The organism is Prolinoborus fasciculus, assembly GCF_056724605.1.
In genome coordinates this window covers 17,126-43,003 of the sequence record NZ_JBWZQN010000010.1, presented here as the reverse complement: position 1 = coordinate 43,003, position 25,878 = coordinate 17,126, and the positions used below count along the sequence as shown (strand labels likewise).

The 25,878-nt window shown below is 43.1% G+C and carries 23 protein-coding genes and 1 pseudogene; 9 read left to right on the top strand and 15 right to left on the bottom strand.

All coding sequences use genetic code 11. The features are described 5' to 3' along the window. Positions 1–99: 99 nt before the first annotated feature. Entirely contained in the window at positions 100–849 is a 750-nt protein-coding gene (locus tag AC1P5O_RS03910) for an AzlC family ABC transporter permease (protein ID WP_005263420.1), read from the top strand. After that, a complete protein-coding gene (locus AC1P5O_RS03905; RefSeq protein WP_005263421.1) occupies positions 846–1,145 on the top strand; it encodes an AzlD family protein in 300 nt (99 codons plus the stop codon). The genes AC1P5O_RS03910 and AC1P5O_RS03905 overlap by 4 nt, the downstream gene beginning before the upstream one ends. A gap of 42 nt (positions 1,146–1,187) precedes the next feature. On the opposite strand, the gene AC1P5O_RS03900 is transcribed toward AC1P5O_RS03905, so the two are convergent. Then, positions 1,188–1,484, bottom strand: a complete 297-nt coding sequence (locus AC1P5O_RS03900; RefSeq protein ID WP_004278968.1) for a hypothetical protein — start codon at positions 1,482–1,484, stop codon at positions 1,188–1,190. A 192-nt stretch (positions 1,485–1,676) separates the two neighbouring features. After that, complete coding sequence (locus tag AC1P5O_RS03895) at positions 1,677–2,699, bottom strand: type I glyceraldehyde-3-phosphate dehydrogenase (protein WP_004278969.1); 1,023 nt, start codon at positions 2,697–2,699, stop codon at positions 1,677–1,679. A 403-nt stretch (positions 2,700–3,102) separates the two neighbouring features. On the opposite strand from AC1P5O_RS03895, the gene alaS reads away from it, so the two are divergent. The 3 genes and pseudogenes from alaS to csrA form a co-directional block, all read left to right on the top strand. Continuing rightward, positions 3,103–5,781 carry an alanine--tRNA ligase gene (alaS, locus tag AC1P5O_RS03890; RefSeq protein ID WP_004278970.1) on the top strand — a complete coding sequence of 893 codons (2,679 nt, stop codon included), beginning with the start codon at positions 3,103–3,105 and terminating at the stop codon, positions 5,779–5,781. A 64-nt stretch (positions 5,782–5,845) separates the two neighbouring features. Beyond that, entirely contained in the window at positions 5,846–7,126 is a 1,281-nt protein-coding gene (locus AC1P5O_RS03885) for an aspartate kinase (RefSeq protein ID WP_004278971.1), read from the top strand. Between the two features lie 250 nt (positions 7,127–7,376). After that, positions 7,377–7,544, top strand: a pseudogene (gene csrA / locus AC1P5O_RS03880) (carbon storage regulator CsrA); the annotation flags it as partial. 182 nt (positions 7,545–7,726) lie between these two features. Here csrA and rnhB read toward each other — a convergent pair. Together rnhB and AC1P5O_RS03870 are read right to left on the bottom strand one after the other, a co-directional pair. After that, positions 7,727–8,314, bottom strand: a complete 588-nt coding sequence (gene rnhB / locus AC1P5O_RS03875; protein WP_004278973.1) for a ribonuclease HII — start codon at positions 8,312–8,314, stop codon at positions 7,727–7,729. A gap of 59 nt (positions 8,315–8,373) precedes the next feature. Beyond that, complete coding sequence (locus AC1P5O_RS03870; RefSeq protein ID WP_004278974.1) at positions 8,374–8,745, bottom strand: hypothetical protein; 372 nt, start codon at positions 8,743–8,745, stop codon at positions 8,374–8,376. A gap of 217 nt (positions 8,746–8,962) precedes the next feature. Here AC1P5O_RS03870 and AC1P5O_RS03865 point away from each other — a divergent pair, with 217 nt between their 5' ends. Continuing rightward, positions 8,963–9,526, top strand: a complete 564-nt coding sequence (locus tag AC1P5O_RS03865; RefSeq protein ID WP_004278975.1) for a cytochrome b — start codon at positions 8,963–8,965, stop codon at positions 9,524–9,526. A gap of 43 nt (positions 9,527–9,569) precedes the next feature. Here AC1P5O_RS03865 and AC1P5O_RS03860 read toward each other — a convergent pair whose 3' ends face one another. The 4 genes from AC1P5O_RS03860 to yaaA all read right to left on the bottom strand — a co-directional run bounded on the left by AC1P5O_RS03860 (position 9,570) and on the right by yaaA (position 14,361). Next, entirely contained in the window at positions 9,570–9,911 is a 342-nt protein-coding gene (locus tag AC1P5O_RS03860; RefSeq protein WP_499005699.1) for a hypothetical protein, read from the bottom strand. A 58-nt stretch (positions 9,912–9,969) separates the two neighbouring features. Further along, positions 9,970–10,971, bottom strand: a complete 1,002-nt coding sequence (locus tag AC1P5O_RS03855; RefSeq protein ID WP_004278977.1) for an adenosine deaminase — start codon at positions 10,969–10,971, stop codon at positions 9,970–9,972. A gap of 76 nt (positions 10,972–11,047) precedes the next feature. Next, on the bottom strand, positions 11,048–12,370 hold the full coding sequence (locus AC1P5O_RS03850) for an NCS2 family permease (RefSeq protein ID WP_004278978.1): 1,323 nt from the start codon (positions 12,368–12,370) through the stop codon (positions 11,048–11,050). A 1,208-nt stretch (positions 12,371–13,578) separates the two neighbouring features. Continuing rightward, complete coding sequence (yaaA, locus tag AC1P5O_RS03845; RefSeq protein WP_004278979.1) at positions 13,579–14,361, bottom strand: peroxide stress protein YaaA; 783 nt, start codon at positions 14,359–14,361, stop codon at positions 13,579–13,581. Between the two features lie 123 nt (positions 14,362–14,484). On the opposite strand from yaaA, the gene AC1P5O_RS03840 reads away from it, so the two are divergent. Then, positions 14,485–15,117 (top strand): alpha/beta hydrolase, encoded by a 633-nt coding sequence (locus AC1P5O_RS03840; RefSeq protein WP_004645565.1) that lies wholly within the window; start codon positions 14,485–14,487, stop codon positions 15,115–15,117. A gap of 32 nt (positions 15,118–15,149) precedes the next feature. Here AC1P5O_RS03840 and AC1P5O_RS03835 read toward each other — a convergent pair whose 3' ends face one another. From AC1P5O_RS03835 to pheA, 5 genes are all read right to left on the bottom strand, one after another. Beyond that, a complete protein-coding gene (locus AC1P5O_RS03835; RefSeq protein ID WP_004278982.1) occupies positions 15,150–15,692 on the bottom strand; it encodes a GNAT family N-acetyltransferase in 543 nt (180 codons plus the stop codon). Further along, entirely contained in the window at positions 15,680–16,042 is a 363-nt protein-coding gene (locus tag AC1P5O_RS03830) for a hypothetical protein (RefSeq protein WP_004278984.1), read from the bottom strand. The genes AC1P5O_RS03835 and AC1P5O_RS03830 overlap by 13 nt, the downstream gene beginning before the upstream one ends. Positions 16,043–16,141: 99 nt before the next feature. Further along, the gene (locus tag AC1P5O_RS03825; RefSeq protein ID WP_004278985.1) at positions 16,142–18,388 is read right to left on the bottom strand and encodes a bifunctional prephenate dehydrogenase/3-phosphoshikimate 1-carboxyvinyltransferase; all 2,247 of its coding nucleotides are present in this window, start codon (positions 18,386–18,388) and stop codon (positions 16,142–16,144) included. A gap of 3 nt (positions 18,389–18,391) precedes the next feature. After that, on the bottom strand, positions 18,392–19,483 hold the full coding sequence (hisC, locus tag AC1P5O_RS03820) for a histidinol-phosphate transaminase (protein WP_004645569.1): 1,092 nt from the start codon (positions 19,481–19,483) through the stop codon (positions 18,392–18,394). A gap of 66 nt (positions 19,484–19,549) precedes the next feature. Beyond that, complete coding sequence (gene pheA, locus AC1P5O_RS03815; RefSeq protein WP_004278987.1) at positions 19,550–20,659, bottom strand: prephenate dehydratase; 1,110 nt, start codon at positions 20,657–20,659, stop codon at positions 19,550–19,552. A gap of 487 nt (positions 20,660–21,146) precedes the next feature. Between pheA and AC1P5O_RS03810 the strand changes: the two genes are divergently transcribed. Then, on the top strand, positions 21,147–21,665 hold the full coding sequence (locus AC1P5O_RS03810) for a DJ-1/PfpI family protein (RefSeq protein ID WP_348942065.1): 519 nt from the start codon (positions 21,147–21,149) through the stop codon (positions 21,663–21,665). Between the two features lie 85 nt (positions 21,666–21,750). On the opposite strand, the gene AC1P5O_RS03805 is transcribed toward AC1P5O_RS03810, so the two are convergent. Both AC1P5O_RS03805 and AC1P5O_RS03800 read right to left on the bottom strand, forming a co-directional pair. Beyond that, the gene (locus tag AC1P5O_RS03805; RefSeq protein WP_004278989.1) at positions 21,751–22,893 is read right to left on the bottom strand and encodes an acyl-CoA dehydrogenase family protein; all 1,143 of its coding nucleotides are present in this window, start codon (positions 22,891–22,893) and stop codon (positions 21,751–21,753) included. 159 nt (positions 22,894–23,052) lie between these two features. Then, the gene (locus AC1P5O_RS03800; RefSeq protein WP_004278990.1) at positions 23,053–24,396 is read right to left on the bottom strand and encodes a dicarboxylate/amino acid:cation symporter; all 1,344 of its coding nucleotides are present in this window, start codon (positions 24,394–24,396) and stop codon (positions 23,053–23,055) included. A gap of 409 nt (positions 24,397–24,805) precedes the next feature. Between AC1P5O_RS03800 and AC1P5O_RS03795 the strand changes: the two genes are divergently transcribed. After that, the gene (locus AC1P5O_RS03795) at positions 24,806–25,807 is read left to right on the top strand and encodes a glycosyl transferase family protein (protein WP_348942064.1); all 1,002 of its coding nucleotides are present in this window, start codon (positions 24,806–24,808) and stop codon (positions 25,805–25,807) included. Positions 25,808–25,878: the final 71 nt, after the last annotated feature.

Genomic DNA, 25,878 nt, shown 5'->3' with positions numbered 1-25,878 from the left:
TAATTTCAAATAAAACTCAAATATCTTTCATTACAATAGCAAATAGCCTGAATATCGCCATAAAATATGGTTTAGTTTTGCAGTACCCAGGTCATTTCCATGCTTTTGTTTAGACAAAGCACCGCAGCGGTGGTTGTTCCTACCGATTTCAGCGAATTTCAACGTGGCATGAAAGATTCTATCCCCATGCTTTTAGGGATTATTCCCTTTGCGCTGGTGTTGGGTGCGACGGCGGTACAGAAGAATTTCAGCTTGCTCGAAGTGCCGTTACTGACAGGTCTGAACTTTGCCGGTGGTTCTGAGTTTGCCATTTTGGAAGTCTGGAGCAGTCCGCCAAATTTACTCATGCTGATGTTCATTACCTTTCTGGTAAATAGCCGGCATCTGTTGATGGGTGCCAGTTTGGTGCCGTATTTAAAGCATCTCCCGAATCGTAAAGTTTTTCCGGCGCTATTTTTTATGGTCGATGAAAGCTGGGCGCTCGGTCTAGCTGATGCACAAAGGAAACAGGCGCACTTGGGTTATCGTGCTGCGTTTAGCATGCCTTATTATGCTGGCCTGTGTTTTTGCCTGTACTTGATGTGGGTCGGATTTACCACACTCGGCGCCATGCTTGGACCTGTATTAGGTGACATCAACCGTTTTGGTTTCGATATGGCCTTTCCTGCTGTATTTCTGGTGTTACTGAGAAGTATGTGGAAAGGTTTTGAGGCTGCCCGGCCATGGCTGGTCAGTTTAGTCTGTGCGGCTTTGGCTTATTTATATTTACCTGCGGGCTGGTATGTACCGATTGGCGCCTTGTCTGGAATCGCTTCGGCATTTTTCCTGATTCAAGAGGATCAAACATGATCCAGATGAGCACCTTGGTGGCCATTATTCTGATTGCTGCGACCACTTATTTAACCCGGATCTTGGGCTATGTCTTGTTAAAAAATAAAACACTAACACAGCGCCAGCGAAAAATTCTGGAAGTAGTCCCCGGCTGCGTGCTGATTTCAGTGATTGCACCCTATTTTGTACGCGACCATCCTGCAGACCTGATCGCCTTGGCTTTAACGCTATTTGCCGCTACACGTTTTGGATTATTACCGACCGTCGCCATCAGTATGGTTTCTGCTGCAATTTTAAGAATTTTAATAATCTAACGCTAGAAAAACCCCTTTAAATGATCTCTAAAGGGGTTTTGTTTATTTCTGTGGATCAACCACTTTGGTCAGCAAACTGACCAGTTCGGCATTTTGCAATTCAACCTGCTGAAGTTTGGCTGTGGTCTGATCCAGCACTTCCTGCTGCACATGCATTTTTTTGGCTAGATCCTGCATGATTTCCAGGGTCTTTTTTAAATTTTCTTCCAGATGCACGATTTTTTCTTCGACTGGCACGCCTTCCACGCTACGTGGCTCATCACTCTGATTAAACTGCAGCCAGATCAGAAAAATTACCGCCAAAGTCAGCAGTATAATAAATCCCCAAACCACCATCATGTGCTTGCTCTTATTTCATTTTATTGTCTTTATCTTAACGAAAAATGCTGCAGATAACGTAAATAATTCAGCCTCAATTCCTGATTTTCGATCAATTACCGGCAAATTCTCTTAAAACATGGCTTGCAGAATATTTACAGGCAAGAAAAAAGCACCGTATCTCGGTGCTTTTGAGGTTTAGATAACCCGAACTTAATGAAATGATTCACATAAATCCAGCAGACGGTTGGCATAGCCCCACTCGTTATCGTACCAGGCAAAGACTTTGGCTTGATGCCCAACGACTAGAGTCTGGGTCAAATCCACAATCAATGAATATGGGGAATGATTAAAATCACTCGATACCAATGGCTCATCTGTCACGGCCATAATTTCCGCAAAATCCTGCTGGGCAGCCTTGATCAGCACTTCATTCAGCTTGTGATCGGTAATCGGCGACTGGGAGACAAACGTTAAATCAATCGCGGCCACATTAATGGTCGGCACCCGAATTGAATAACCATCAATACGATCTTCCATTTTTGGCATGACACGCTTTAAGGCACCGAGTGCGCTCGAAGTCGTAGGAATGATGTTATGGCCTGAAGCACGTGCACGACGCAAATCACGATGCGCATGATCCAGTACCGACTGATCCGCCGTTACAGCATGGATTTCAGTCATCAGGGCGCTAGTGATGCCAAAAGCATCATCGACAATTTTGACCAGTGGCACCAAAGCCTGTGTAGTACAAGAAACACTGGAAATGATCTGGTCCGATGCTTTGACTTCATGATGATTGACACCATAGACAATCGCGGCATCGACCGTATCAAAAGGTGCTGCGCCGATAATCACACGTTTCGCCCCTGCTCCAATATGCTGGGTCGCGGCTTCACGAGAACGGAACAGTCCAGTACATTCAAGCACTACATCTACCGCCAAGTTTTGCCAAGGCAACTTAGCCGGCTGCGACTCACACAAAACCTGTACTTTTAATGCAGCATCTTGATAGCTGATATGCATATAGATATGTTCAGTATCATAGCTGAGATCCACCTGCCCCGGAAAACGGCCATGGGTCGAGTCATATTTAAACAGGTGAATCAGGGTTTCAACATCGGCAATATCGTTAATGGCAACGATTTCAAAATTAAAATCTTTCGGGTTTTCAAACCATGCACGCAGTACATTCCGTCCAATACGCCCAAATCCATTGATTGCCACTCGTTGCATGACTCGACCTTTTATATGCCTATTTTAAAACTCTTCTATGTTAAAGGATTTCTGGCGCCGTACATTAAAAAACTTCAGTGAAAATACTGATTTTCGATTATTTTATTTCTGATCCATCCGTCTGTATCTGGGTCATTTAAAATTCCAGTTATTTTTAATGTGATGGATATCCACGAATTCTACTGTGGGAAAATTCAATTTAATTATTCAGCGAAAAACCTGAGTAAATAAATCCTTCGCAATTGGTTTTAAAATGATTGGTGCATACTGCTTTTTCCGTTATAATTTGGCGTTTTAAATTTTTAAGCCCCGCATTGCAGCAGAGCTCTTGTATGCTTGTCAGACTGTGGTGTTTTAGCCAAATCGGAAATTATGGAGTGACTTGGTTGTGAGTACTCGTTTTATGACATCAGCTGAAATTCGTGAAGCATTTTTGCGTTACTTTGAATCGCAAGGGCATACACGTGTCGCGTCGAGTTCTCTAGTACCTGCCAATGACCCAACTTTGCTGTTCACCAATGCTGGTATGAACCAGTTTAAAGATTGCTTCTTAGGTCTAGAAAAACGCGATTATGTACGTGCAGTGTCATCACAAAAATGCGTACGCGCAGGTGGTAAGCACAATGACTTAGACAATGTGGGTTATACAGCACGTCACCACACTTTCTTTGAAATGTTGGGTAACTTCTCATTTGGTGATTACTTCAAACGTGATGCGATCAAATTTGCCTGGGACTTTTTGACTAACGAAGAATGGCTTGGTCTTCCTAAAGATAAACTCTATGCAACCGTTTACCACACCGATGATGAAGCCTTTGACATCTGGAACAAAGAAATCGGTCTAGACGCTTCTCGCATTATCCGCATTGGCGATAACAAAGGCGGTCAATACGCATCAGATAACTTCTGGGCAATGGGCGATACCGGTCCATGTGGTCCATGTTCTGAAATCTTCTTTGACCACGGTGAGCATATCTGGGGTGGCCTGCCAGGCACGCCTGAAGAAGATGGTGACCGCTTCATTGAAATCTGGAACAACGTTTTCATGCAGTTCAACCGTACTGCGGATGGTGTATTACACCCTCTTCCAGCGCCTTCTGTGGATACAGGTATGGGTTTGGAGCGTATTTCTGCCGTTTTACAGCACGTCAACTCAAACTACGAAATCGACCTGTTCCAGCATTTACTTAAAGCTGCGGCTGAAATCATTGGTTTGAACACTACAGCACTTGAAGCTGAAGCTGCTGAGAAAGGGACACCAGTTCAGTATCCTGCTTCATTGAAAGTCGTTGCGGACCATGCACGTTCATGTTCATTCTTGATCGCTGATGGCGTAAATCCATCGAATGAAGGCCGTGGTTATGTACTACGTCGTATTATCCGTCGTGCAGTACGTCATGGTAACAAATTAGGCGCAACAGGTTCGTTCTTCCACAAAATGTTGAAGCCACTGATCGAAGTGATGGGCGATGCATACCCTGAACTTGCTGCTCAACAAGCACGTATCGAAGCACAACTTCTTAAAGAAGAAGAACAATTTGCCAAAACACTTGAGCAAGGTTTGAAATTGCTTGAAGGTGAATTGGCACAGTTAAAAGGTTCTGTGATTCCGGGTGAAGTAGTATTTAAACTTTACGACACTTACGGCTTCCCGACAGACTTGACTGCAGATATCGCACGTGAACGTGACTTAACTATTGATGAAGCTGGTTTCGAAACTGAAATGGCTGCACAGCGTCAACGCGCACGTGATGCAGGTAAATTCGCGATCGACTACAACAGCGTAGTTAAAGTTGAAGGCGAAACTCAGTTTGATGGTTATGACGCAACTGCAGGTGAAGGTCAAATCATCGCAATCTACAAAGATGGCGAGCAAGTTGATGAAGTGTTTGAAGGCGATGAAGCACTGATCGTACTCAACCAAACACCTTTCTACGCAGAAAGCGGCGGTCAAATCGGTGATACAGGTATCTTTAAAAACGATACTGGTATTTTCGAAGTTCAAGATACCAAAAAATCTGGTGGCGCATTTGTACACCAAGGTATCGTGACGATGGGTAACTTGAAAGTTACTCAAAATGTAGAAGCAACAGTAAAAGCAGATATTCGTGCAGCAACTGCGCGCAACCACTCTGCGACTCACCTGCTACATGCTGCGTTACGTCAAATTTTAGGTTCACATGTACAGCAAAAAGGTTCATTGGTTGCATCTGATGTGTTACGTTTTGACTTTGCCAATGACCAACCTGTAAGCTTTGAACAGCTGCAAGAAATTGAACGTTTGGTCAATGCTGAAGTGATTGCCAATACTGCGGTGTCTACTGAACTTCTGGATATCGAGTCTGCGAAAGCTAAAGGCGCGATGATGCTGTTTGGCGAGAAATACGGTGACGAAGTACGTGTACTGTCTATGGGTTCAGTGATTGAAGAGAAAAACTTCTCAATCGAACTTTGCGGTGGTATTCACGTAAAACGTACCGGTGATATCGGTCTGTTCAAAATCACCTCTGAAGGTGGTGTGGCAGCCGGTGTACGTCGTATTGAAGCAGTAACAGGCACTAAAGCAGTTGAAGTTGCGCAAAAAGCCGATCGCGATATCAATATGATTAACGGTTTGCTCAAAGCACAAAAAGACCAGACTTTAGAAAAAGTTGAAGCGTTGGTTGATACTGCATCGAGCTTGCAGAAACAGATCGAACAACTCAATCAAAAACTTGCTAGCCTGCAAGCCGGTGAACTTCTAAGCCAAGTTCAAAGCATTGCAGGTCGTGCAACCTTGATTACAACTGTTGAAAACATGGATGCGAAAGCACTTCGCAACCTGCACGACGGTGTGAAATCAAAATTAGAAAATGCAGTGATTGTTCTTGCAGGTGTAGAGGGTGACAAGGTGAGCTTGATCGCATCTGTGGCAAAAGACTTTACTGCTTCTATTAAAGCAGGTGACATCATCAAACATTTAGCGAATGAGCTAGGTGGTAAAGGTGGTGGTAAACCTGACTTGGCACAAGGTGGCGCGCCACTTAACGAGAAGTTTGCTCCAGTGATGGCAGATTTAACTGCCTGGCTTGCAGCAAAATAAAACTTCAATTTTGTGTAACTGACCCTGATGGGTACATCAGGGTCATGGCTTATATGGAACAACTATGGCATTAATCGTTCAAAAATATGGCGGTACCTCTATGGGTACTCCCGAGCGCATTTTAAATGTTGCTCGTCGTGTAAAGCGCTGGCATGACCACGGCCACAAGGTAGTGGTAGTGGTATCAGCAATGAGTGGCGAAACCAATCGTCTGCTTGCTTTAGCGAAGGCCATTACCGAAACCCCTGACCCACGTGAACTAGACCAAATGGTATCTACGGGTGAACAGGTTACGATTTCTATGTTAGCAATGGCGCTGAACTCAATTGGAGTTGAAGCAAAATCACTAACAGGTCGCCAGGTTGGCATGAAAACCGACAGCTCATTCAATAAGGCACGTATCGAATCCATTGATACTGAAGTCCTAAACTCAAATCTGGATGCAGGCCGCGTACTTGTCGTTGCCGGTTTCCAGGGTTTTGATGAACATGGCAATACCACCACTTTAGGGCGTGGCGGTTCTGATACTTCAGGTGTTGCAATTGCTGCCGCCCTCAAAGCAGATGAATGCCAGATTTATACCGACGTTGACGGTGTATATACCACCGATCCACGTGTTGCACCAAAAGCAAAAAAAGTTGATCGTATTTCATTTGAAGAAATGCTTGAGATGGCGTCACTCGGTTCTAAAGTCCTGCAAATTCGTTCAGTTGAATTTGCTGGTAAATACCAGGTGCCTTTACGCGTATTATCAAGTTTCGACAATGACAACGATGGCGCATTCGACGAAGAGTTTAAGCAAAACGTTGGTACACTTATTACGACTGAATTGGAAGACAATATGGAACAGCCAATTATCTCCGGTATCGCATTTAACCGTGACGAAGCAAAATTAACTATTTTAGGCGTGCCTGACGAACCGGGTATTGCTTCTAAAATTTTGTGCCCGATTGGTGATGCCAATGTTGAAGTGGATATGATTATCCAGAACGTTGAAGAAGATGGTACAACTGATTTCACTTTTACTGTGAACCGTGGCGAATTAAATAAAGCCAAAGCCATTCTTGAAGCAACTGCTCAAGAAATTGGTGCACGTGAAGTTGCGACTCGTTCAGATATCGTAAAAGTATCGATCGTAGGTGTCGGTATGCGTTCACATGCCGGTGTAGCGAGCAAAATGTTTACAGCATTGGCAGATGAAGGTATTAACATCCTGATGATCTCGACGTCTGAAATCAAGATTTCTGTGATCATTGAAGAAAATTATCTTGAACTTGCGGTTCGTTCATTGCATACCGCATTCGGTTTAGACCGTGAACAAGGCGAATCTAGCGCACGTGCTTAAGCGTTAAGACAGAATATTGTCATTGTTTGACAGTATTTTATAAAAGTCTACAAAAATGCAGAGCCACTATAGTTTTTTTTATAGTGGCTCTGTTATATTAAGCCTGAGGATTTTTAACCAGCTGAGATAGATTAAAATCTTTCACCCAGATGACAGAATTTCTATCCAGATCTTATTTTGTAATTTTTGGTTGTGCTTTTTGTTTTACATTCAATAGATTGCAGGTTTTGCATTTTGCAAGGAGAAAAACATGCTGATTCTGACTCGACGCGTCGGGGAAACTTTAATGATTGGTGATCAAGTCAGTGTGACTGTGCTTGGTGTAAAAGGTAACCAGGTTCGTATCGGGGTAAATGCTCCGAAAGAAGTCTCTGTGCACCGTGAAGAGATTTACCAGCGTATCCAGCATGAACGTGCAATGCATGAACATCTTCAACATATCGATCAAGATTACCAACCTTCTTATGAAGACGATAGCCAGACACAAAATAACTTTAACCGTTAATGTTTGTGCGAAGAATAAAGCGGCTTTTGAGCCGCTTTAAATTTGTCTAAATTTTATACAAAAATATTAAATACTTAGATAATTTAAAATAAAACTTAAAGTTCTGCACCCTGCTGTAATGCTGCAATCACCTTTTTTACCGGCCCAAAACTGCGACGATGCTCATCAATCACGCCATGTAAGGCAATCGCTTCAAAATGTGCCTTGGTCGGATAACCCTTGTGCTTGGCAAAGCCAAATTGCGGATGCTTCTGGTCCATCTCGATCATCTGATGATCACGGGTTACTTTCGCCAGAATACTGGCTGCTGAAATTTCAGCATGCAGTGCATCACCACCCACCACGGCATCACAGCTCATAGCAAGGCCCTGTGGAATCTTGTTGCCATCGACCAATACATGCTCAGGCTGAACTGGCAAAGCTTCTACAGCACGGCGCATGGCCAGCAAAGAAGCTTGCAAAATATTATGTTCATCAATCTCTGCCGCAGAAGCCTCAGCAATGGCCCATGCCAGCGCTTTTTCCTGAATCTCGATAAAAAGTTTTTCACGCTTCTTTTCAGTGAGTTTTTTAGAATCATTTAAACCCTCAATCGGGTTGTTCGGATCCAAAATAACTGCCGCAGCGACCACCGAACCCACTAATGGCCCACGCCCTGCTTCATCTACACCAGCAATCTTCATGTCTATTTTTCCATAAAAAATAGGCTGAACCAGTCAGCCTATTTCAATTTAATCTTGGCTTAGTTTACAGCTTCAGCTACACAAGCGTTAATGGTTTTTGCAACCACATTGCCGACAATCGTCGCACGTGCTGCCGGGTCAATCGCTGCAGTCGCCAAATCTACCGCTGTTACGCTTTGGGGTGCTTTTTCGCTGACACAGCCACAAATTTCAGTCTGGATATTCTGCTTTTGGGTCGTAGTCATTAGACGTGTAGCTGTTTGCCATGCTGGAATATTATTCAGCTCAGTCGTACATTTTGCATTGATCGCGATTTTAAGCGCAGCCCCACCCAGCTGTTGAGTCGTGGTTTGCGTTTCAGGGCTGCCTGTTGTTGCACAAGCCGATAAAACCAAAGTAAGCGGAGCAAGTGCAGCCAATAATTTTTTCACAGATCTGTTCCTTGTTTATTCATATATGAAGCGTGACGCTATTGTGCCGAAATTCACCTGAATAAGAAATCTATAAATCATCCTGAATGTTTAATCTGCACCCAGCCATTTCAATGGATGTTGCATGAAAGCCACCATAGCGTTGCAGATTTGGAATTGCTGGGCTGATTCGCCCTTTGCTAAGGTGCATCCATCTTTGAGGGCAATCGAAAATCACATGGAAAAAGTACAATATTACACGCGCACGGTACAATGGTTGCACTGGATCATGGCAGTTATCTTTATTGCGGCCTGGCTGATTGGTTTTTATAGTGGGAATTTTTTAAGTTATGAAGTCGATGGCAGCTTTAAAGGCGATGTCATCACCCTGCATAAAAATATCGCCACCACCATTATTTTCCTGTTGGTTGTGCGAATTTTCTGGCGTTATACCCACCCTGCCCCTGAACTACCGGACACTATGTCACCCCGGATGAAAACTTTGGCACATGCAGGTCATCTGGCTTTGTATTTTATGCTGATTGCCCTACCTGTCACCGGCTGTTTATATAGCTGGAGTCTGGGCTATCCAGCACCAGTGCTATATTTATTTAACCTGCCGGCACTGATTTCAGAAAATCCGGCTGTAACCGCGATCGTAAAACCCCTGCATATCTGGCTTTCCTGGGCAGTTGGCTTACTTTTAGTTGGACATATTTTCGCAGCACTGAAACATCATTTTATCGATAAAGATCATGTACTCAACAGCATGACCCGACAATCCAAATCTTCTAAAAAATAATCTGCAAAACCACACTCAATCAGCTTTCATTGCAAAGCTGATTTTATTTTAAGAACTCGGTCATGCAGCCTTTCAGACTGTTTGCAATAGCCTGTTGCGTGAGTTTTGACTTTACTTCTTCATCCAGAGTCGCTTTCAGTAAAGTGCTTGCCGGAATATCCTTGAGTGCATGCTCACCTACACATGAACAGACATTTTGCTCAAGTTCAGCTTTATTTTTGTCCTGCATAAAATAGGTCGAGGCAGTCCAGAATTTAGATGCTTTCAATTCTTTTGCACATTGGTATTCAATCACGGGTTTTAAAGTACGCTGTGTCAAAGTCATATCTGCATTTGAGCAGGCAGATATCAACACGCTACTGATGAGTAGAATTACATGTTTCAACTTCATATCCATTTATAAAAAACAAAGGCAGAGCGTACCCTGCCTGTTATCTAAAAACTTAAACCAGGGCACGGATCTGGTTGATCCATTGCTCTTTATCAGCATCGGTAATAAAAGAAGCTTCAAATGAGTTGATGGCCAACTGCTTCAATTCCTCGTTGCTTAAATCCAGTGCTTCAGCAATGGCAATAAAATTGTCATTCATATAACCACCAAAATAAGATGGATCATCTGAATTGACCGTGACATGCACACCTTGCTGTAAGAGGCGACGGATATTATGCTGCTGCATATCATCCACGACGCAGAGTTTCAGGTTTGACAATGGGCAAACCGTCAGTGGCATCTTTTCTGCGATCAGGCGCTGCATTAACGCCGGATCCTCTTCCGAACGTACACCATGATCAATACGATTTACTTTCAGCAAATCTAAAGCTTCCCAGACATAGGCTGCCGGGCCTTCCTCACCTGCATGTGCTACAACCAAGAAACCTGCTTCACGCGCTTTAGCAAAGACACGTTCAAACTTTGAAGGTGGATGCCCGACTTCACTTGAGTCCAAACCGACTGCAATAATCTGGTCTTTATAAGGTAAGGCCTGTTCCAATGTTGCAAATGCAGCATCTTCACTTAAATGACGCAAGAAGCACATAATCAGATGTGAACTGATACCAAGTTTAGTTTTGGCATCATCACAGGCTTTTTGCAAGCCGTTGATCACGGTTGCAAAAGCAACGCCACGATCGGTATGGGTCTGTGGATCAAAGAACATTTCAATATGCACGACCCGGTCTTCAGCACATTTCTCAAAATACGCCCAGGCCAGATCATAAAAATCCTGTTCATGAATCAATACAGTAGCACCAGCATAATAAATATCCAGGAAGGACTGAAGATTATGAAAGTTATAGGCCTGTTTAACTTCTTCAACAGATTTATACGGGATGGCAATTTTATTACGCTGAGCGATCGCAAACATTAGCTCAGGCTCAAAAGTGCCCTCAATATGAACATGAAGCTCGGCTTTTGGCAAAGCTCGAATCAACTCAAGACGGTTCATCGCTTCTCCTCATGAAACCTAAAATAATAAAAAAAGGGTGCAAACTGAGTTTACACCCTTTCCAAATCTAGAAAAATTAGCCGCCAAATAGTGCGAATTTAAGCGTCCATAGTACTGCAACAATCCAGACCATATACGGTACAGTTGATGCCTTACCGGTTAACAATTTGATCAGTGCATAGCTAATGAAGCCCATCGCAATACCATCCGCAATCGAATAGGTAAATGGCATAAATACAATGGTTAAAAATGCAGGGACTGCTTCTGTAATGTCTTCCCAGTCAATATGCACGATACCTTGAATCATTAAGACACCGACAAATAACAGCGCTGGCGCGGTTGCAAAGCTTGGTACAGACTGTGCCAATGGTGCCAGGAACAAACAGGCAACAAACAGGATACCGACTACGACGGCAGTTAGACCTGTACGGCCACCGGCTGCTACGCCTGCAGAAGATTCAATGTATGGTGTAGTCGATGAGGTACCTAAAGCTGCACCTGCAACAATTGCAGAAGAGTCAGCAAAAAGTGCTTTTTTCAAACGCGGCAGTTTGCCATCTTTCAACAAGCCTGCACGGTGTGAAACACCTACGAGCGTACCGGTTGAGTCAAACAGATCAACCAGAAAGAAGACAAAAATCACGCCAATTAAACTGGCAGTGAACAGACCTTCAAAGCTCATTTGCATAAATGTGGGTGCAATCGATGGCACTGCGCCAACCACACCTTTAAATTCACTCAGACCCAATGCTGCTGAAATACCGGTTAACACCAAAATACTGATGATGATCGCACCACGCACTTTAAAGTGATGCATCACAACAACCAGAAGGAAACCAAATAATGCAAGTAAAACCGATGGTTGTTTTAAATCACCCAAACCTACCAATGTAGCGGGATTATCCACAATCAGGCCGGCATTTTTCAAAGCAATCAGCGCAAGGAATAAGCCAATACCACCACCGATGGCCAGTTTCAGCGACATTGGAATCGCATTGACAATGGCTTCACGGATTTTGAATATGCTGATCGCAATAAACACAAGACCGGAGATAAACACAGCCCCAAGTGCTGTTTGCCAAGGCACACCCATTCCCAAACATACGGAATAGGTAAAGAAGGCATTCAAGCCCATGCCTGGTGCAAGTGCAATTGGATAATTTGCAATCAAGCCCATGACTAAACAGCCAATCGCGGCTGCAAGACAGGTTGCTACAAAGACAGCCCCATGATCCATCCCCGTTTCGGACAAAATCATCGGATTGACAATAATGATGTAACACATCGTTAAGAATGTTGTCACACCGGCAAGAACTTCTGTACGGAAACTGGTTTTGTTTTCACTCAGTTTAAACAGACGTTCAAGCATACTTTCTGAAGATGGATTAGGAGTCGTCATGACCTAGCCCCTATTGAGTAAACTTTATGCTTTAAGCAAGCCGTCAAATAAATGAAATTTTATAAAAAAATTCATCAATTTTAAGGATGTGTTAGCAACGAATATGCCAGCATAGCCATTTGACGGGTTAAAATGTTGGAACAGCTTACAGCCCCAGGGCTATGCTATAAAAACCCAAAAAAAATCTAAACAAAAAAGCTGCATAACCTTTATGCAGCTTTATTTTCTCGATTTAAATCAAATGCTTAACAAGATGAATTCTGCTTCATCCTGATCGTTGGCAAATTATAACACATTGATTTCTTATTGCTTATTTGATTTTACACTTTATTAGAAATTAATATATTCCAGGTGAATATTTAAAAAATTTTATTATATTTATTATGTTTTTAATTTTACTAATCCAGCCCAATTGGCGGGAGGAAGGTAGTACAAGCTGCTTAATGTCGATGCCGATTGGATTCCAGCAATTTGCTTGAATCACGTCCATCGTTCAAGACATGACGGATCTTTTCATATTTTCTGATTTCGGACTGTTTATGGACACAAAATCCTAATAAACTGATCATTAAGGCAAAAACAGGGATAGCATATATTTTCATTTTTATTATGCTGCTTTGTAACACTATGCAATTATGCTAACAAAAAACCTAACAAACTTGTGACATAGTTTACATTTAACCCGATAGAAGGCATTTATTTATCCTCTAAATATTAATTTTATGTCGTTTTATTTATTAATACTTAATTAATTTATAATTCTTTTTTCAAAAAATCGATCCTATTAAAAATCCTTTTAAAAAAAACTAAATAATTGAATTTAATATATTTTTTAAACCACCTAAAAGAAGTTTATTCAAAATTAAGATATGGAGATAAATGAAATCTAACCTATTCAATAGAAATTATTTCGATTTATTTTATCGGCCTTTTCCAAGAATGCTCAACTTTAATTTTTAGAATAAAATGATCTAAATAAGGGAGATTTTGCTAGGGATTTCAAGATGTTTAGCGATATTTTTTATTTTTAATTACCTTGAAGCTCTACCTGATATTCAAGAATTACAGATTTTATAGTTGTCATGATGCTGTCTATTATTCCCTACTCACATCACATGCATGTACATAGTTCAAGAACCTAACCATAATAACGACATCCCAATATCCGGCATATATATCCTCATGCTGAATACTGGGAATCATCTCATTTATGCACTCAGTTGTTCATCACGTTTGAACACCAGTTCTCCCTTAAGTGAACTGTCTGCATCGAAATAATAGCCATCGCTATTAAAAGCTTTCAACTCTTCGACACAATCAATTTTATTTTCAATCATAAAACGTGCCATGAGACCGCGTGCTTTTTTGGCATAGAAACTAATCACTTTATATTTGCCATTTTTCTGATCCAGAAATACCGGCTTGATAATGTCTGCCTGAATTTTGCACTCGTTGACTGATTTGTAATATTCATCAGAGGCGATATTCACCAGGATTTCAGAATTTGCTGCTGCTAGATCCTGATTAATCAGATCAGTAATGTGATGTGCCCAGAAGTCATATAGGTTATGCCCGCGGGAATTGGCCAATTTGGTTCCCATTTCCAGACGGTACGGCATCATCAAATCCAAGGGACGTAAGAGTCCATATAATCCAGACAACATGCGTAAACGGTCTTGTGCATAGTGCAGATCTTCATGTTTTAAACTATAGGCATCCAGACCTGTATAGACATCGCCTTTAAATGCAAAAATCGCCTGACGGGCATTGGCTAAATTAAAATTCGGTTGCCAGTCATTAAAACGTGCGGTATTTAAAGTGGCAATTTTTTCACTAACACTCATTAAGCTGGAAATTTCTGTTGCAGAAAGTGTGCGACAAACGTTGATCAAGTCCTGTGAATGTTCTAATAATCTCGCTTGAGTAAATTGGTCAGTCGGTAATGGAGTATCGTAATCGAGAGTTTTGGCTGGAGAAATTAAAGCGAGCATGGCAACCTGGTCAAAAAATGATTAATCAAACTATATCAGTCTGCTTATTTTAATTCCAATTCATGTTTTTATTCACCATAATCGTTAAAATGCACGATTCTCCTGTTAATCATCGGTTTTTATATGCCCGAGCAAATTTTTCTTCAAGGGCCTGCGGGTCAGATTGAAGTTTTTGTGGATTATCCTCAGGGTGAAGTGAAAGGATTCGCGGTAGTTTGTCACCCCCATCCATTGCAAGGCGGTACACCACAACATAAGGTTCCGGTTTTACTGGCACAAATGTATCTGGAACGTGGCTGTATTGTGTATCGTCCAAGTTTCCGTGGTTCTGGTCAAAGTGAAGGTATACACGACGAGGGCTTCGGTGAGACGGATGATGTATTAGAAGTCATTCGGTTCGCTCGCAACCAGCATATTGCCCTGCCTTTTTATGCAGGCGGTTTTAGTTTTGGTGCGCATGTCATGGCAAAAAGCTATGCAGCCTTACCGGTAGAACTGCAACCAAAGCAAACCATTTTATGTGGTCTGCCGACTGCAACAGTAGCTGGTATTCGTCATTATGTGACACCAGCCATCAAAGGCGACATTCTGTTCATTCACGGTGAAGCCGATGAAGTGACTTTGCTCTCAGATATGATTGAATGGGCAAAGCCACAACGCCATTTAGTGACCGTATTACCTGGTGCCAACCATTTCTTTACCGGCTATTTAAAGCAATTACGGATCGCAATGACCCGGTACTTAGCGCTTGGCTAAATAAAAAAACCCATCAAATGATGGGTTTTTTATTAAAAGACAAAATCTTCTGCAAAAATTTCATACATCACAGCCCGATATTTAGGCTTATCGATGTAGCGGATAATTTTTCCGCCCAAGCGTTCTGCAATTTTACGGCTAGCCCAGTTTTCTTCTGCTACCGGGTAGCTTAAAACTTGAATCCCTAATGTATTGAAAGCATAAGCCACAACACAATGCACTACCTCATGTCCATAATGATGACCATGTGCAGTTTCACGAATCCAAATACCGACTTCAGGTATTTCATCATGAAGTCGATGCAAACCACATAGCCCAATAAATTCTTGTGTTTCAATATGACGGATCACAAATACATATTCTTTATAATCAGTCATATTTTCCAGCCAATTTTGCCAGACTGTTGCAAATCCCTGTTCAGATTGTGGTGGGTCCCACGCCATAAAACGTGTCAAACTCGGCGTAATTGAAGCATAAGTTTCTTTGGCATCGGCTGATTTAAAACAATTCAGGATCAAGCGTTTACTTTGCAGTGTAGGCAAAGCTGATTGAGTCTGTTGAATTAGCTCTTCCATTCAAACTCGCTAAAGCGTTCCTGCTCTTTTAGAGAGGTTTCCACTGCCTGTGCAAGCTGATTAAGCAAACTTCTTTCGGTGATACGATCCAGCCAGTCCTGTTCTTCTTCAGGATATGAGGCAATCTCACAGACCAGATGCCCTTGTTCATCTCTGGTTTCGCAACTCACTGATAAAGGCAGCGCATGTTCTTCTACGCTGACGGCAACCTGAGCACCACTTTGGCTTAAGGTCTGAAAACCGTATTTACCTAATTTTTCGGCAAGTAAATGTGCTACATATTCCTGGGTTTCTTGACCATCCCGTGGTGTTTGGCTCTGGGTATTGGCCATGAATTTTAATTTTCGCATCGCTACTTCCAAATGGCTTTTTTCTTATATGGGTTTAGCATAAGCAATATAAACAAAACAGCCAAGCAAAAGCTTGGCTGTTTCACATAATTTTAAAAATTATTCTGATACTTGAATTGGCAGTCCTGCGATTGAGGTCAATTCTGTGAAGGTCGGGAAACTGGTTGCGACCGTTTCGGTTCCGACAATCTTGATCTGCTCCGAATTACGCAAACCGGCAATCGAAAAACTCATCGCGATACGGTGATCGTGATGCGATTCAATTTCACCACCCGTAAAGATTGGCGACCAGTCACCAGACTTGCCCTTACCTTCAATGATGATGCCATCGTCCGTTGGGGTACAGTCGATGCCCATGGTTTGAAGACCGTCGGCCATCACTTGAATACGATCCGATTCTTTTACGCGAAGCTCGGCAGCACCGGTCAGGATGGTTTGACCTTCGGCACATGCAGCCGCAATGAATAGCGCCGGGAATTCATCAATTGCCAATGGCACCTGATCTTCCGGCATATGAATGCCTTTTAAGGTACGTGTACCACGGATACGAATATCGGCAATCGGTTCACCGCCTGCAATACGCTCGTTTTCAACTGTAATGTCCGCACCCATTTGCTTGAGGATTTCGACCACACCAGTACGGGTCGGGTTAATGCCAACTGCTTCAAGGGTCACATCCGAGTTTTCAGTAATGGCCGCACCGACCATAAAGAAAGCAGCAGAAGAAATATCTGAAGGCACCTGAATATTGGTTCCAACCAGCTTTCCGCCACCTTGCAGTGAAATTCGATTACCTTCGGTTTTCACTTCATAACCAAAGGCACGTAGCATACGTTCAGTATGGTCGCGTGTTGGTTCTGGTTCAGTCACCGAAGTTTCACCTTCTGCCCATAGACCTGCAAGTAAAATCCCTGATTTCACCTGAGCAGAGGCCATTGGCAAATCGTACTGAATCCCTTTCAGGTTTTGGTTGCCGGTGATGGATACAGGTGGCGTACCTCGCTCACCAGTGGTCTGAATTTGCGCACCCATTTCACGTAAAGGCTTGGCAATACGCTCCATTGGACGCTTGGATAAAGATGCGTCACCAGTCATGACTGAATCAAATTTCTGTGCTGCTAGCATACCCGACAGCAAACGCATTGAAGTGCCTGAGTTGCCCATATAAATGGCAGACTGCGGCGCTTTTAAGCCTTGCATGCCAACACCATGAATGGTGACTTCACCATTTTTAGGGCCTTCAATGCTGACTCCCATATCACGGAAAGCTTGCAGTGTCGCTAGAGCATCCTCACCTTCCAAAAAGCCGGTCACATGTGTGGTACCTTCTGCAATCGCACCAAACATGATCGAGCGATGTGACACAGATTTGTCACCTGGCACGGTAAATTTACCCTGAAATTTCTTGGCACCCGGCTGAATGGTAAATTGTTGTGTCACTTTATTTTTCTCCATGAAAGGTTTCTTGGCGAGCATATGGTTGAAATGCTGGCGAGCTGCCTGCGCATGACCCAATAAGCCCATCAATGCGTGGGAATCTTCATCTTCAATCAATTTGCGAATAATCGCGAGCTGCTGTTCAAAGCCATCAACAGCATTCAGAACTGCTTTTTTGTTGGCAAAAAAGATGTCATGCCACATTTGTGGATCGCTAGCGGCAATTCGCGAGAAATCCCGGAAGCCACCGGCAGCATAACGAAATATATCTAAATTGTCTTCACGCTTGGCCAATTGCTCAACCAAGTTGAATGCCATGAGATGCGGAAGATGACTGGTATGCGCCAGCACTTCATCGTGCTTGTCGACATCCATACAAATCACTTCGGCTTTCGCCGCTTGCCACAGCTGAATCAGTTTATCGACGGCCCAGTCTGCACTGCTTGGCAGTGGCGTCAAGATCACCTTGTGATTGGCAAATAAATCAACTTTACCTGCATGCACCCCGGTATGCTCGGCACCTGCAATCGGATGGCCCGGTACAAAACCTTCAGGCAGTTCATCGCCAAAAACCGCTTTCGCTGCATCGACCACATTACCTTTGGTACTACCCACATCAGTAATAATGGTATTGGCAGATAAATAAGGCTTGATGGCTTCCAGCACCTTTTGCGTGGCACGCACCGGTAATGCAAGCACTACCAGATCAGCACCTTTGACCGCTTCCACAGGATCTGCATAGCCTTCGGAAATCAGGCCAAGAGATTTAGCATCTTCCAAAGTCTTTTGTGAACGTGTCGATGCAACAATGTCATTGGCCAAATGCTCAGCTCGAATGACACGCGCCAGACTTGAACCAATCAGTCCAAGCCCGATAAATGCAACTTTTTCAAACAGTGGCTGCGACATGGTTTAAGCTTTTGCCTCTAAACCGAGTACTTTAGCCAATGCGCTTAAGAATTTCGCATTTTCTGCTTCAGTACCAATCGATACACGAATGTGATTAGAAATACCGACCGGACGCACAATCACCCCTTGCTTAAGCAAACCATTGAAGGTTGCTGATGGGTCTGCTTGTACATCTACCAGAATAAAGTTGGCACGTGAAGGTACATAGTTAAGACCCAAAGCCTTAAAGCCAGCCTCAAGTTGCGCCATACCGGCTTTATTCACTTCACGAGAACGCGCGATAAAATCTTCATCTTTCAGTGCAGCCACCGCAGCCACCATCGCAAGATGGTTGACATTAAATGGTTGACGAATACGGTTCAGGTAATCTGTCACTTCAACTGAAGCCAGAGCAAAACCAACACGTAGTGCAGCCAAACCATAACACTTCGACAAAGTACGGCTAACGATCAGGTTTGGATATTGCGCAAGGAATTTCAAGCTGTTGAAGTTTTCCGGGAAATATTCAACATACGCTTCATCCAGAACCACAATCACATTGGCAGGAACTTTTTGCATGAAAGCTTCAAATTCAGCTTCTTCGAACCAGGTTCCAGTTGGATTGTTCGGGTTTGCAATGAAGACGAGTTTGGTATTGTCTTGAATTGCAGCCGCCATTGCTTCCAAGTCATGCGAGAAGCCTTTTGCTGGTACTTCGATCGCTTGTGCATTAATGGCTTGAGTTACCAATGCATAAACTGCAAAAGCATGCTGGCTATACACCACCGAATCATTTTCTGAAACGAATGCACGGGCAAACATTTCCAGTAAGTCGTTTGAACCATTCCCTAAGGTAATCTGATCATGATTAAAACCAAACTGGGTTTTGATCTGATCTTTCAGGATAAAACCACCACCATCCGGATAACGGCCAATTTCAGCAATTTCCGCAGCTACCGCTTCTTTGACTTTATCTGAACAACCTAGCGGGTTTTCATTTGAAGCCAGTTTGACGATATCGGTAAGCCCCAACTCGCGCTCAAGTTCACTGATTGGCTTACCCGGTTGATATGGCTTTAATTTTGAGATGCCTGAATTGGCTGGAACAAACGACATTTTAGACTTCCAATTTTAGGTATAAAACAGTGGTCAGCATCCTCGCCCTGACCACGGATAGCTGACTTAAAGTACAGCTGCAGGATATGAACCGAGCACGCGAACTTCTTTGACCAAAGGACGAATTTCTTCAATGGCTGCTTTCACGTGTTCCTGCTCAATATGGCCTTCAAGATCAATAAAGAACACATAAGCCCATTTTTCAGGAAGTGCAGGACGCGTCTCAATACTGGTCAGACTGATATTGTGCTTGGCAAATGGCGCCAGAATTTCCAGCAAAGCCCCGGCACGATCATGTGCTGAAATCAGTAATGAAGTCTTGTCATTACCACTTTGCGGCACTTTTTCACGACCAATCACCAAGAAGCGTGTGGTATTTTCAGGATTGTCCTCGATATTGCTATGCATGATTTCGAGATCATAAATGCTCGCGGCAATTTCAGAGGCAATCGCGGCAGAATGCCATTCATTACGAATACGGCGCGCTGCTTCTGCGTTGGAGCTTAAAGCGACACGTTCCACACCCGGATAATGGGCATCCAGCCACTTACGGCATTGTGCCAAAGTCTGCTGATGCGCATAAATCTGCTTGATGCTGTCTTTACGGGTATTTTCAGAAATCAGGAACTGATGGTGAATCGGTAATTCAACTTCGCCAATTACATTCAGGTTCGATGTTTTAAAACAGTCCAAAGTATGGTTGACCACGCCTTCAGAAGAATTTTCTACCGGCACCAGACCATAATGGGCACTGCCCGCTTCCACGTCACGGAAAACTTCATCAATGGTCGGTAAAGGACGAACCACAGCATCATGACCAAAGTGCTTGAGTACCGCAGAATGGGTATAAGTCCCGACTGGGCCAAGGAAAGCAATGCTTTGCGGAGCTTCAAGTGCAAGACAGGCCGACATGATTTCACGGAACAGACGCGCCATGGTGGTATCAGACAATGGCCCTTCATTACGTTCCATGACATTACGCAAAACCTGAGCTTCACGTTCTGGGCGGTAAAACAGCGGATTCTCTTCTGAGGCAAACTTTGCTTTTGCCACAGCTTCAGCCAAACGTGCCCGACGGTTAATCAATTGCTGAATTTGCTGATCAACAGAATCGATATCTTCACGAATTTTTACCAAATCAAGAGAAGTCGTGGTGTTTTGATCGTCGTTGATCATTGTTCTGTCGCCCTTCATAAACCTTATCTGTTCAGTATAACAATAGTGAGCTTTCAAATGTTACGCAATATGACATTGGTAGATTAAGTCTTAAAAACATACAGTTGATTTTAACCGTTTATCGCTTTTGGTCATATCTAGTAACATTTACTTCAGCTTTTCTGCTTGATTTACATTATTAAATTGTAAACTTTGCCTGTCCATATTAACTGATTTTAAGGAAGATGAAATATCACTATTTCTTAATCTATATAGCGGTTTTAAGCATAAGAAAATTAAAATAATTGCTTTGCAAACGTCATTTTTGAACCATTCATATCTAAGATAGATTTCACAATAAAATGCACACTCTGCAACACCATTTTTATCGACTTCTCTTTGATTTCACTTATTTTTTACATTAAATCACTACTCCATTACAAAGCAGAGACGATTTTTTAACCAATCATAGATAGTCTAACTTAAAACAAGCGTTTGGGTGTCAGTCATGCCAAAAAGAATAGCTGTACTTTTGACGAATAATTTTGAAGATCAGGAATATCTTGAACCCGTTGCGGCCTTGCTTGAAGCAAAGCATAGCATCTGTAATATTGAGTTTATTGCAGGAAACGTGGTCTATGGTCTGCATGGCTGTTCTGCAGTGACGATTGACCGGGGCATCGAACAAATCAGTATTGATGATTTTGATGCCTTGCTGATTCCTGGCGGTGAATCTGCAGTTTCCTTATCTACCGATCTCCGGGTGCTGCAGTTTATTCAGGCTTTTAATCAAGCCAAGAAAACCATCTTTAGTTTATGTGATGCATCATTATTACTATGTGAAGCAGATGTGCTAAAAAATCGAATTATTACCAGTATTCGCGCGCATGCCAGTCGCGTACAACGTGCCGGTGGCACGTATTATGATGCAGAACTGGTGAATGACAATAATCAGTTGATTTCATCGCGTCTACCCAATGATTTACCCATTTTTATTCATGAATGTTTGGATGTCTTAAAATCATAAAGTCTTAAAAAATATTTCCCATCTTGGCTATGTTCTCCCCCTATAAAAAAGAGTCCTTCGGGACTCTTTTTTTATGGTTGAGCTATTAACGTCCTAACAGACCGCGTGCCACGATCTCTTTCATGATTTCATTGGTACCCCCATAAATCCGCTGGATCCGCGCATCAACGAAGAAACGTGAAATTGGATATTCAGTCATATAGCCATAACCCCCAAATAATTGCAGGAGATTGTCCGCGATTTTCATCTGCATATCGGTAGAAAAGCTTTTCAATGCTGCTGCAGTTTCTACATCCAGCTTCCCTTGCATATAAAGCTCAAGATTCTGGTTATAAAAAGCTGCGGTCGCCAATTCATCAATTTTCGCTTGCGCAAGCACAAAACGGGTATTCTGGAATTGGCCGATGGCCTGACCAAAAGCCTGACGCTCTTTCACATATTGTGTAGTCACATCAATAGAGCCACGAATAGCGCCTAAAGCGGTGGCAGCAATGGCGGTACGCTCACGCGGCAATTCCTGCATCAGGTAAGCAAATCCCTGTCCCGGCTGACCCAGTAATTGCTCCTTTGGCACTTTAACATTGTCGAAGAACAGCTCAGACGTATCCTGAGCATGCAGGCCAATTTTGTCCAGATTGGTGCCTTTTTTAAAGCCTTCCAGATGAGTATCAACCAGCAGCAATGAAACGCCTTTGGCGCGGGCTTGCGGATCAGTTTTGACGGCAAGCACCACCAAGTCAGCATGCTGACCATTGGAAATAAAGGTTTTTGAGCCATTTAACAGATAATATTCATCCTGCAAGATAGCGCTGGTGCGCATGGCTTGTAAATCTGAACCTGCGCCTGGCTCGGTCATACCGATCGCACCGACCACTTCACCGGTCACCATTTTTGGTAACCAGTATTTTTTCTGTTCTTCGGTACCGATATGCAGGATATACGGTGCTGCAATATCGGAATGACAAGACAGACCTGTGGCAATGGCACTGTATCCGGCACGTGCAGATTCTTCGATCAACATCAATGAATAATCGGTCGGCACCCCATAGCCACCATATTCTTCCGGAACATCGACACACAAGAAGCCATTTTCACCGAGTGCATTCCAGACTGAACGCGGCATCAGACCTTCACGTTCCCACTGGTCATAGTATGGTGCGACATGTTCGTTCATAAAGCGTTTAAAATTATCGCGGAATAATTCTAGATCGGCATCGTAGGCAAGCATTCTATTGTCCTTGTTGTTTATCATTTGAGTTTCCTTTTCACAGACTATCGACTTTCATGCTCCCTGTCATGTGCCGGCATTCATCTTTTTACTAACTTCACAGTCAATAAAAAAGGGAAGCCGAAGCTTCCCTTTTAGACACGAAAGACAGACTCAAACTTAGTGAGCGTTATTTCCTTCTTGCGCCATTTTTTCATCAATTTCTGCAGGATTTGCTAAAGCATAGTTCAGCTTGTCCATATCTAACTGGCCAACCCATTTCGCAACCACTAAAGTCGCCAAAGAGTTACCAACCAGATTGGTCAAGGCACGAGCTTCAGACATGAAACGGTCAATACCGAGAATCAAGGCCAGACCTGCAACAGGAATATTACCTACGGCAGCCAAGGTTGCCGCCATCACAATAAAGCCTGAACCAGTCACACCTGCCGCACCCTTAGATGAGATCAGAAGTACCAGAAGCAGGGTAATTTGATGAGACAAATCAAGTTGCGTATTGGTCGCTTGTGCAATGAAGATCGCAGCCATCGTCAAGTAAATCGACGTACCATCCAGGTTAAATGAGTAACCAGTTGGAATCACCAGACCTACTACCGACTTCTCGGCACCGGCAAGTTCCAGTTTCTTCAACATACGTGGTAATACTGACTCTGAAGATGACGTCCCCAGTACAATCAGAAGTTCTTCGCGAATCAGGCGGATCATCTTCATGATGCTGAAACCAGCAAAACGCGCAATTGAGCCCAATACGATGAAAATAAATAGTACACAGGTGATATAGAAACAAATGATCAACTGTGCCAGCTGAGCAAGAGAACCAATACCATATTTACCAATTGTAAATGCCATCGCACCAAATGCACCGATTGGAGCAAGTTTCATCACCATGTTCACGATGTTGAAGAATACATGTGAAATCTGGTCAATGAGTTTCAGGACTGGCTTGCCTTGATCACCCAGCTTATGCAGTGCGAAACCAAAAATGATCGCGAACAATAGAACTTGCAGAATTTCGCCTTCCGCAAATGCGCCCACAACCGTATTTGGAATGATGTTCATCAGGAAGTCGATAGTCGATTGTGACTCACCTGAAGCGACATATTTACTGATGCCAGTGGTATCCAGTGAAGCAGGATCAACGTTCATGCCCACACCAGGCTTGACGATGTTAATCACGACCAGACCGATGACCAAAGCAATCGTGGATACGATCTCGAAGTAAAGTAAAGCCACACCACCAGTTTTACCGACTGATTTCATGCTTTCCATACCTGCAATACCGCTGACCACGGTACAGAAAATCACAGGTGCGATAATCATTTTAATCAGACGGATAAATGCATCACCAAGCGGTTTAAGCTGTTCGCCCAAGCCAGGGACATGCTGTTCTACGCCATTGATAATTTGCGTACCACTAGGCGAAAAATGCCCGACCAGAATACCTGCGATAATGGCCACAATCACTTGAAAATACAGTGACTTATAAATTGGTTGTTTCGCCATAATAAATCTACTTGAACGATATCAAAAATAAGAAAGACCATTTTGAGAAATATACTGACCTCTTCATCCCTTCTCAGGATGAACCGGATCAAGTCTCAAAAGGCTCAAGAGAATGTTCAAAAATGATAATCAGCCATGCATTGAATCTGACACTCAAGTATCAGACCAAAGTATTAAATGGGAGAAAGAGATTAAGAAAAATTAAACAGACTCTAAAAATTGCCTAAATTTTACCGAATATTCAGACTAAATGTGCATAACTTATTATGAGATTGTTTATGTTTTAACCAGAATAGATTAGACATTAGTCGATAATCAGATTTAACTGATTGTTTTACGTATACTGAAATGTTTATGGATTTTCACCCTCTCCCTTGACATTAATATTTTCTGCAAGCTGTAAAAAGTTATGAATACCAAAAGAAATATTTATAAAGATTTCGAACATCCCTTTGCCCAATATGTACGCATTGTGGGTAAAGGGAAAAATGGCGCCCGCTCTCTCTGCTATGATGAAGCCTATCAAGCCTTCAGTATGATTTTGAAAAATGAAGTGCTGGATGTGCAGTTAGGTGCATTCTTGATGTTATTGCGGGTCAAGGAAGAATCTGTAGATGAGTTGGCCGGTTTTGTACAGGCGACACGTGACCAGCTGAGTTTCAAAAAACTGGATGTCGATCTGGACTGGTCTTCATATGCGGGCAAGCGCAAGCATTATCCATGGTTTATTCTGGCAGCCCTGACACTGGCCAAGCATGGTTATAATATTGTGATGCATGGTGCCTCGGGCCATACCATGAACCGCGTTTACACCGAACAGGTGCTGACTTACTTAGGCTATCCAATCTGTCAAAATGATGCCGAGGTTGAACAGCAACTTCTACAACAGCATTTTGCTTACATACCGTTAGAAGTAATTTCTCCGATTCTTGCAGACTTGATTGCGCTGCGTAATGTCATGGGCTTACGCTCCCCAATTCATACCCTGGCGCGTCTGATCAATCCCTTTAATGCCAAAGCGACCCTGCAAGCCATTTTCCATCCAGCATATCGTGGTTCGCATCAGCAAGCAGCTTTCCGCTTGGGCTATAAAAATAGTGCCGTGATTAAAGGTGAAGGGGGCGAATTCGAGCGTAATCCGGATGCCAAAACGCTCATCTGTGGCATTAAAGATGGCCTGCTCTATGAGCATGAATTGCCAAAGCTCACTGACAACCGCAGTCCAATTGAAGAAGAACTGGATCTGGCGCTATTTAAGGCTGTCTGGGACGGTCAGCAAAGCCATGATTATGGCGAGATTGCAGTGATAGAAACTATGGGCATTGCGCTATATACCATGGGCGTGTGTGACAGCTTTGACGCTGCGATGCAAAAAGCCAAAATCTTATGGGCGAATCGCCACACGGTTTAATCTTGTGCAAAAGAAAAAAGCATTGTTCAGTGAATGAACAATGCTTTTTTTAATTGTATTGCTATTGGCTG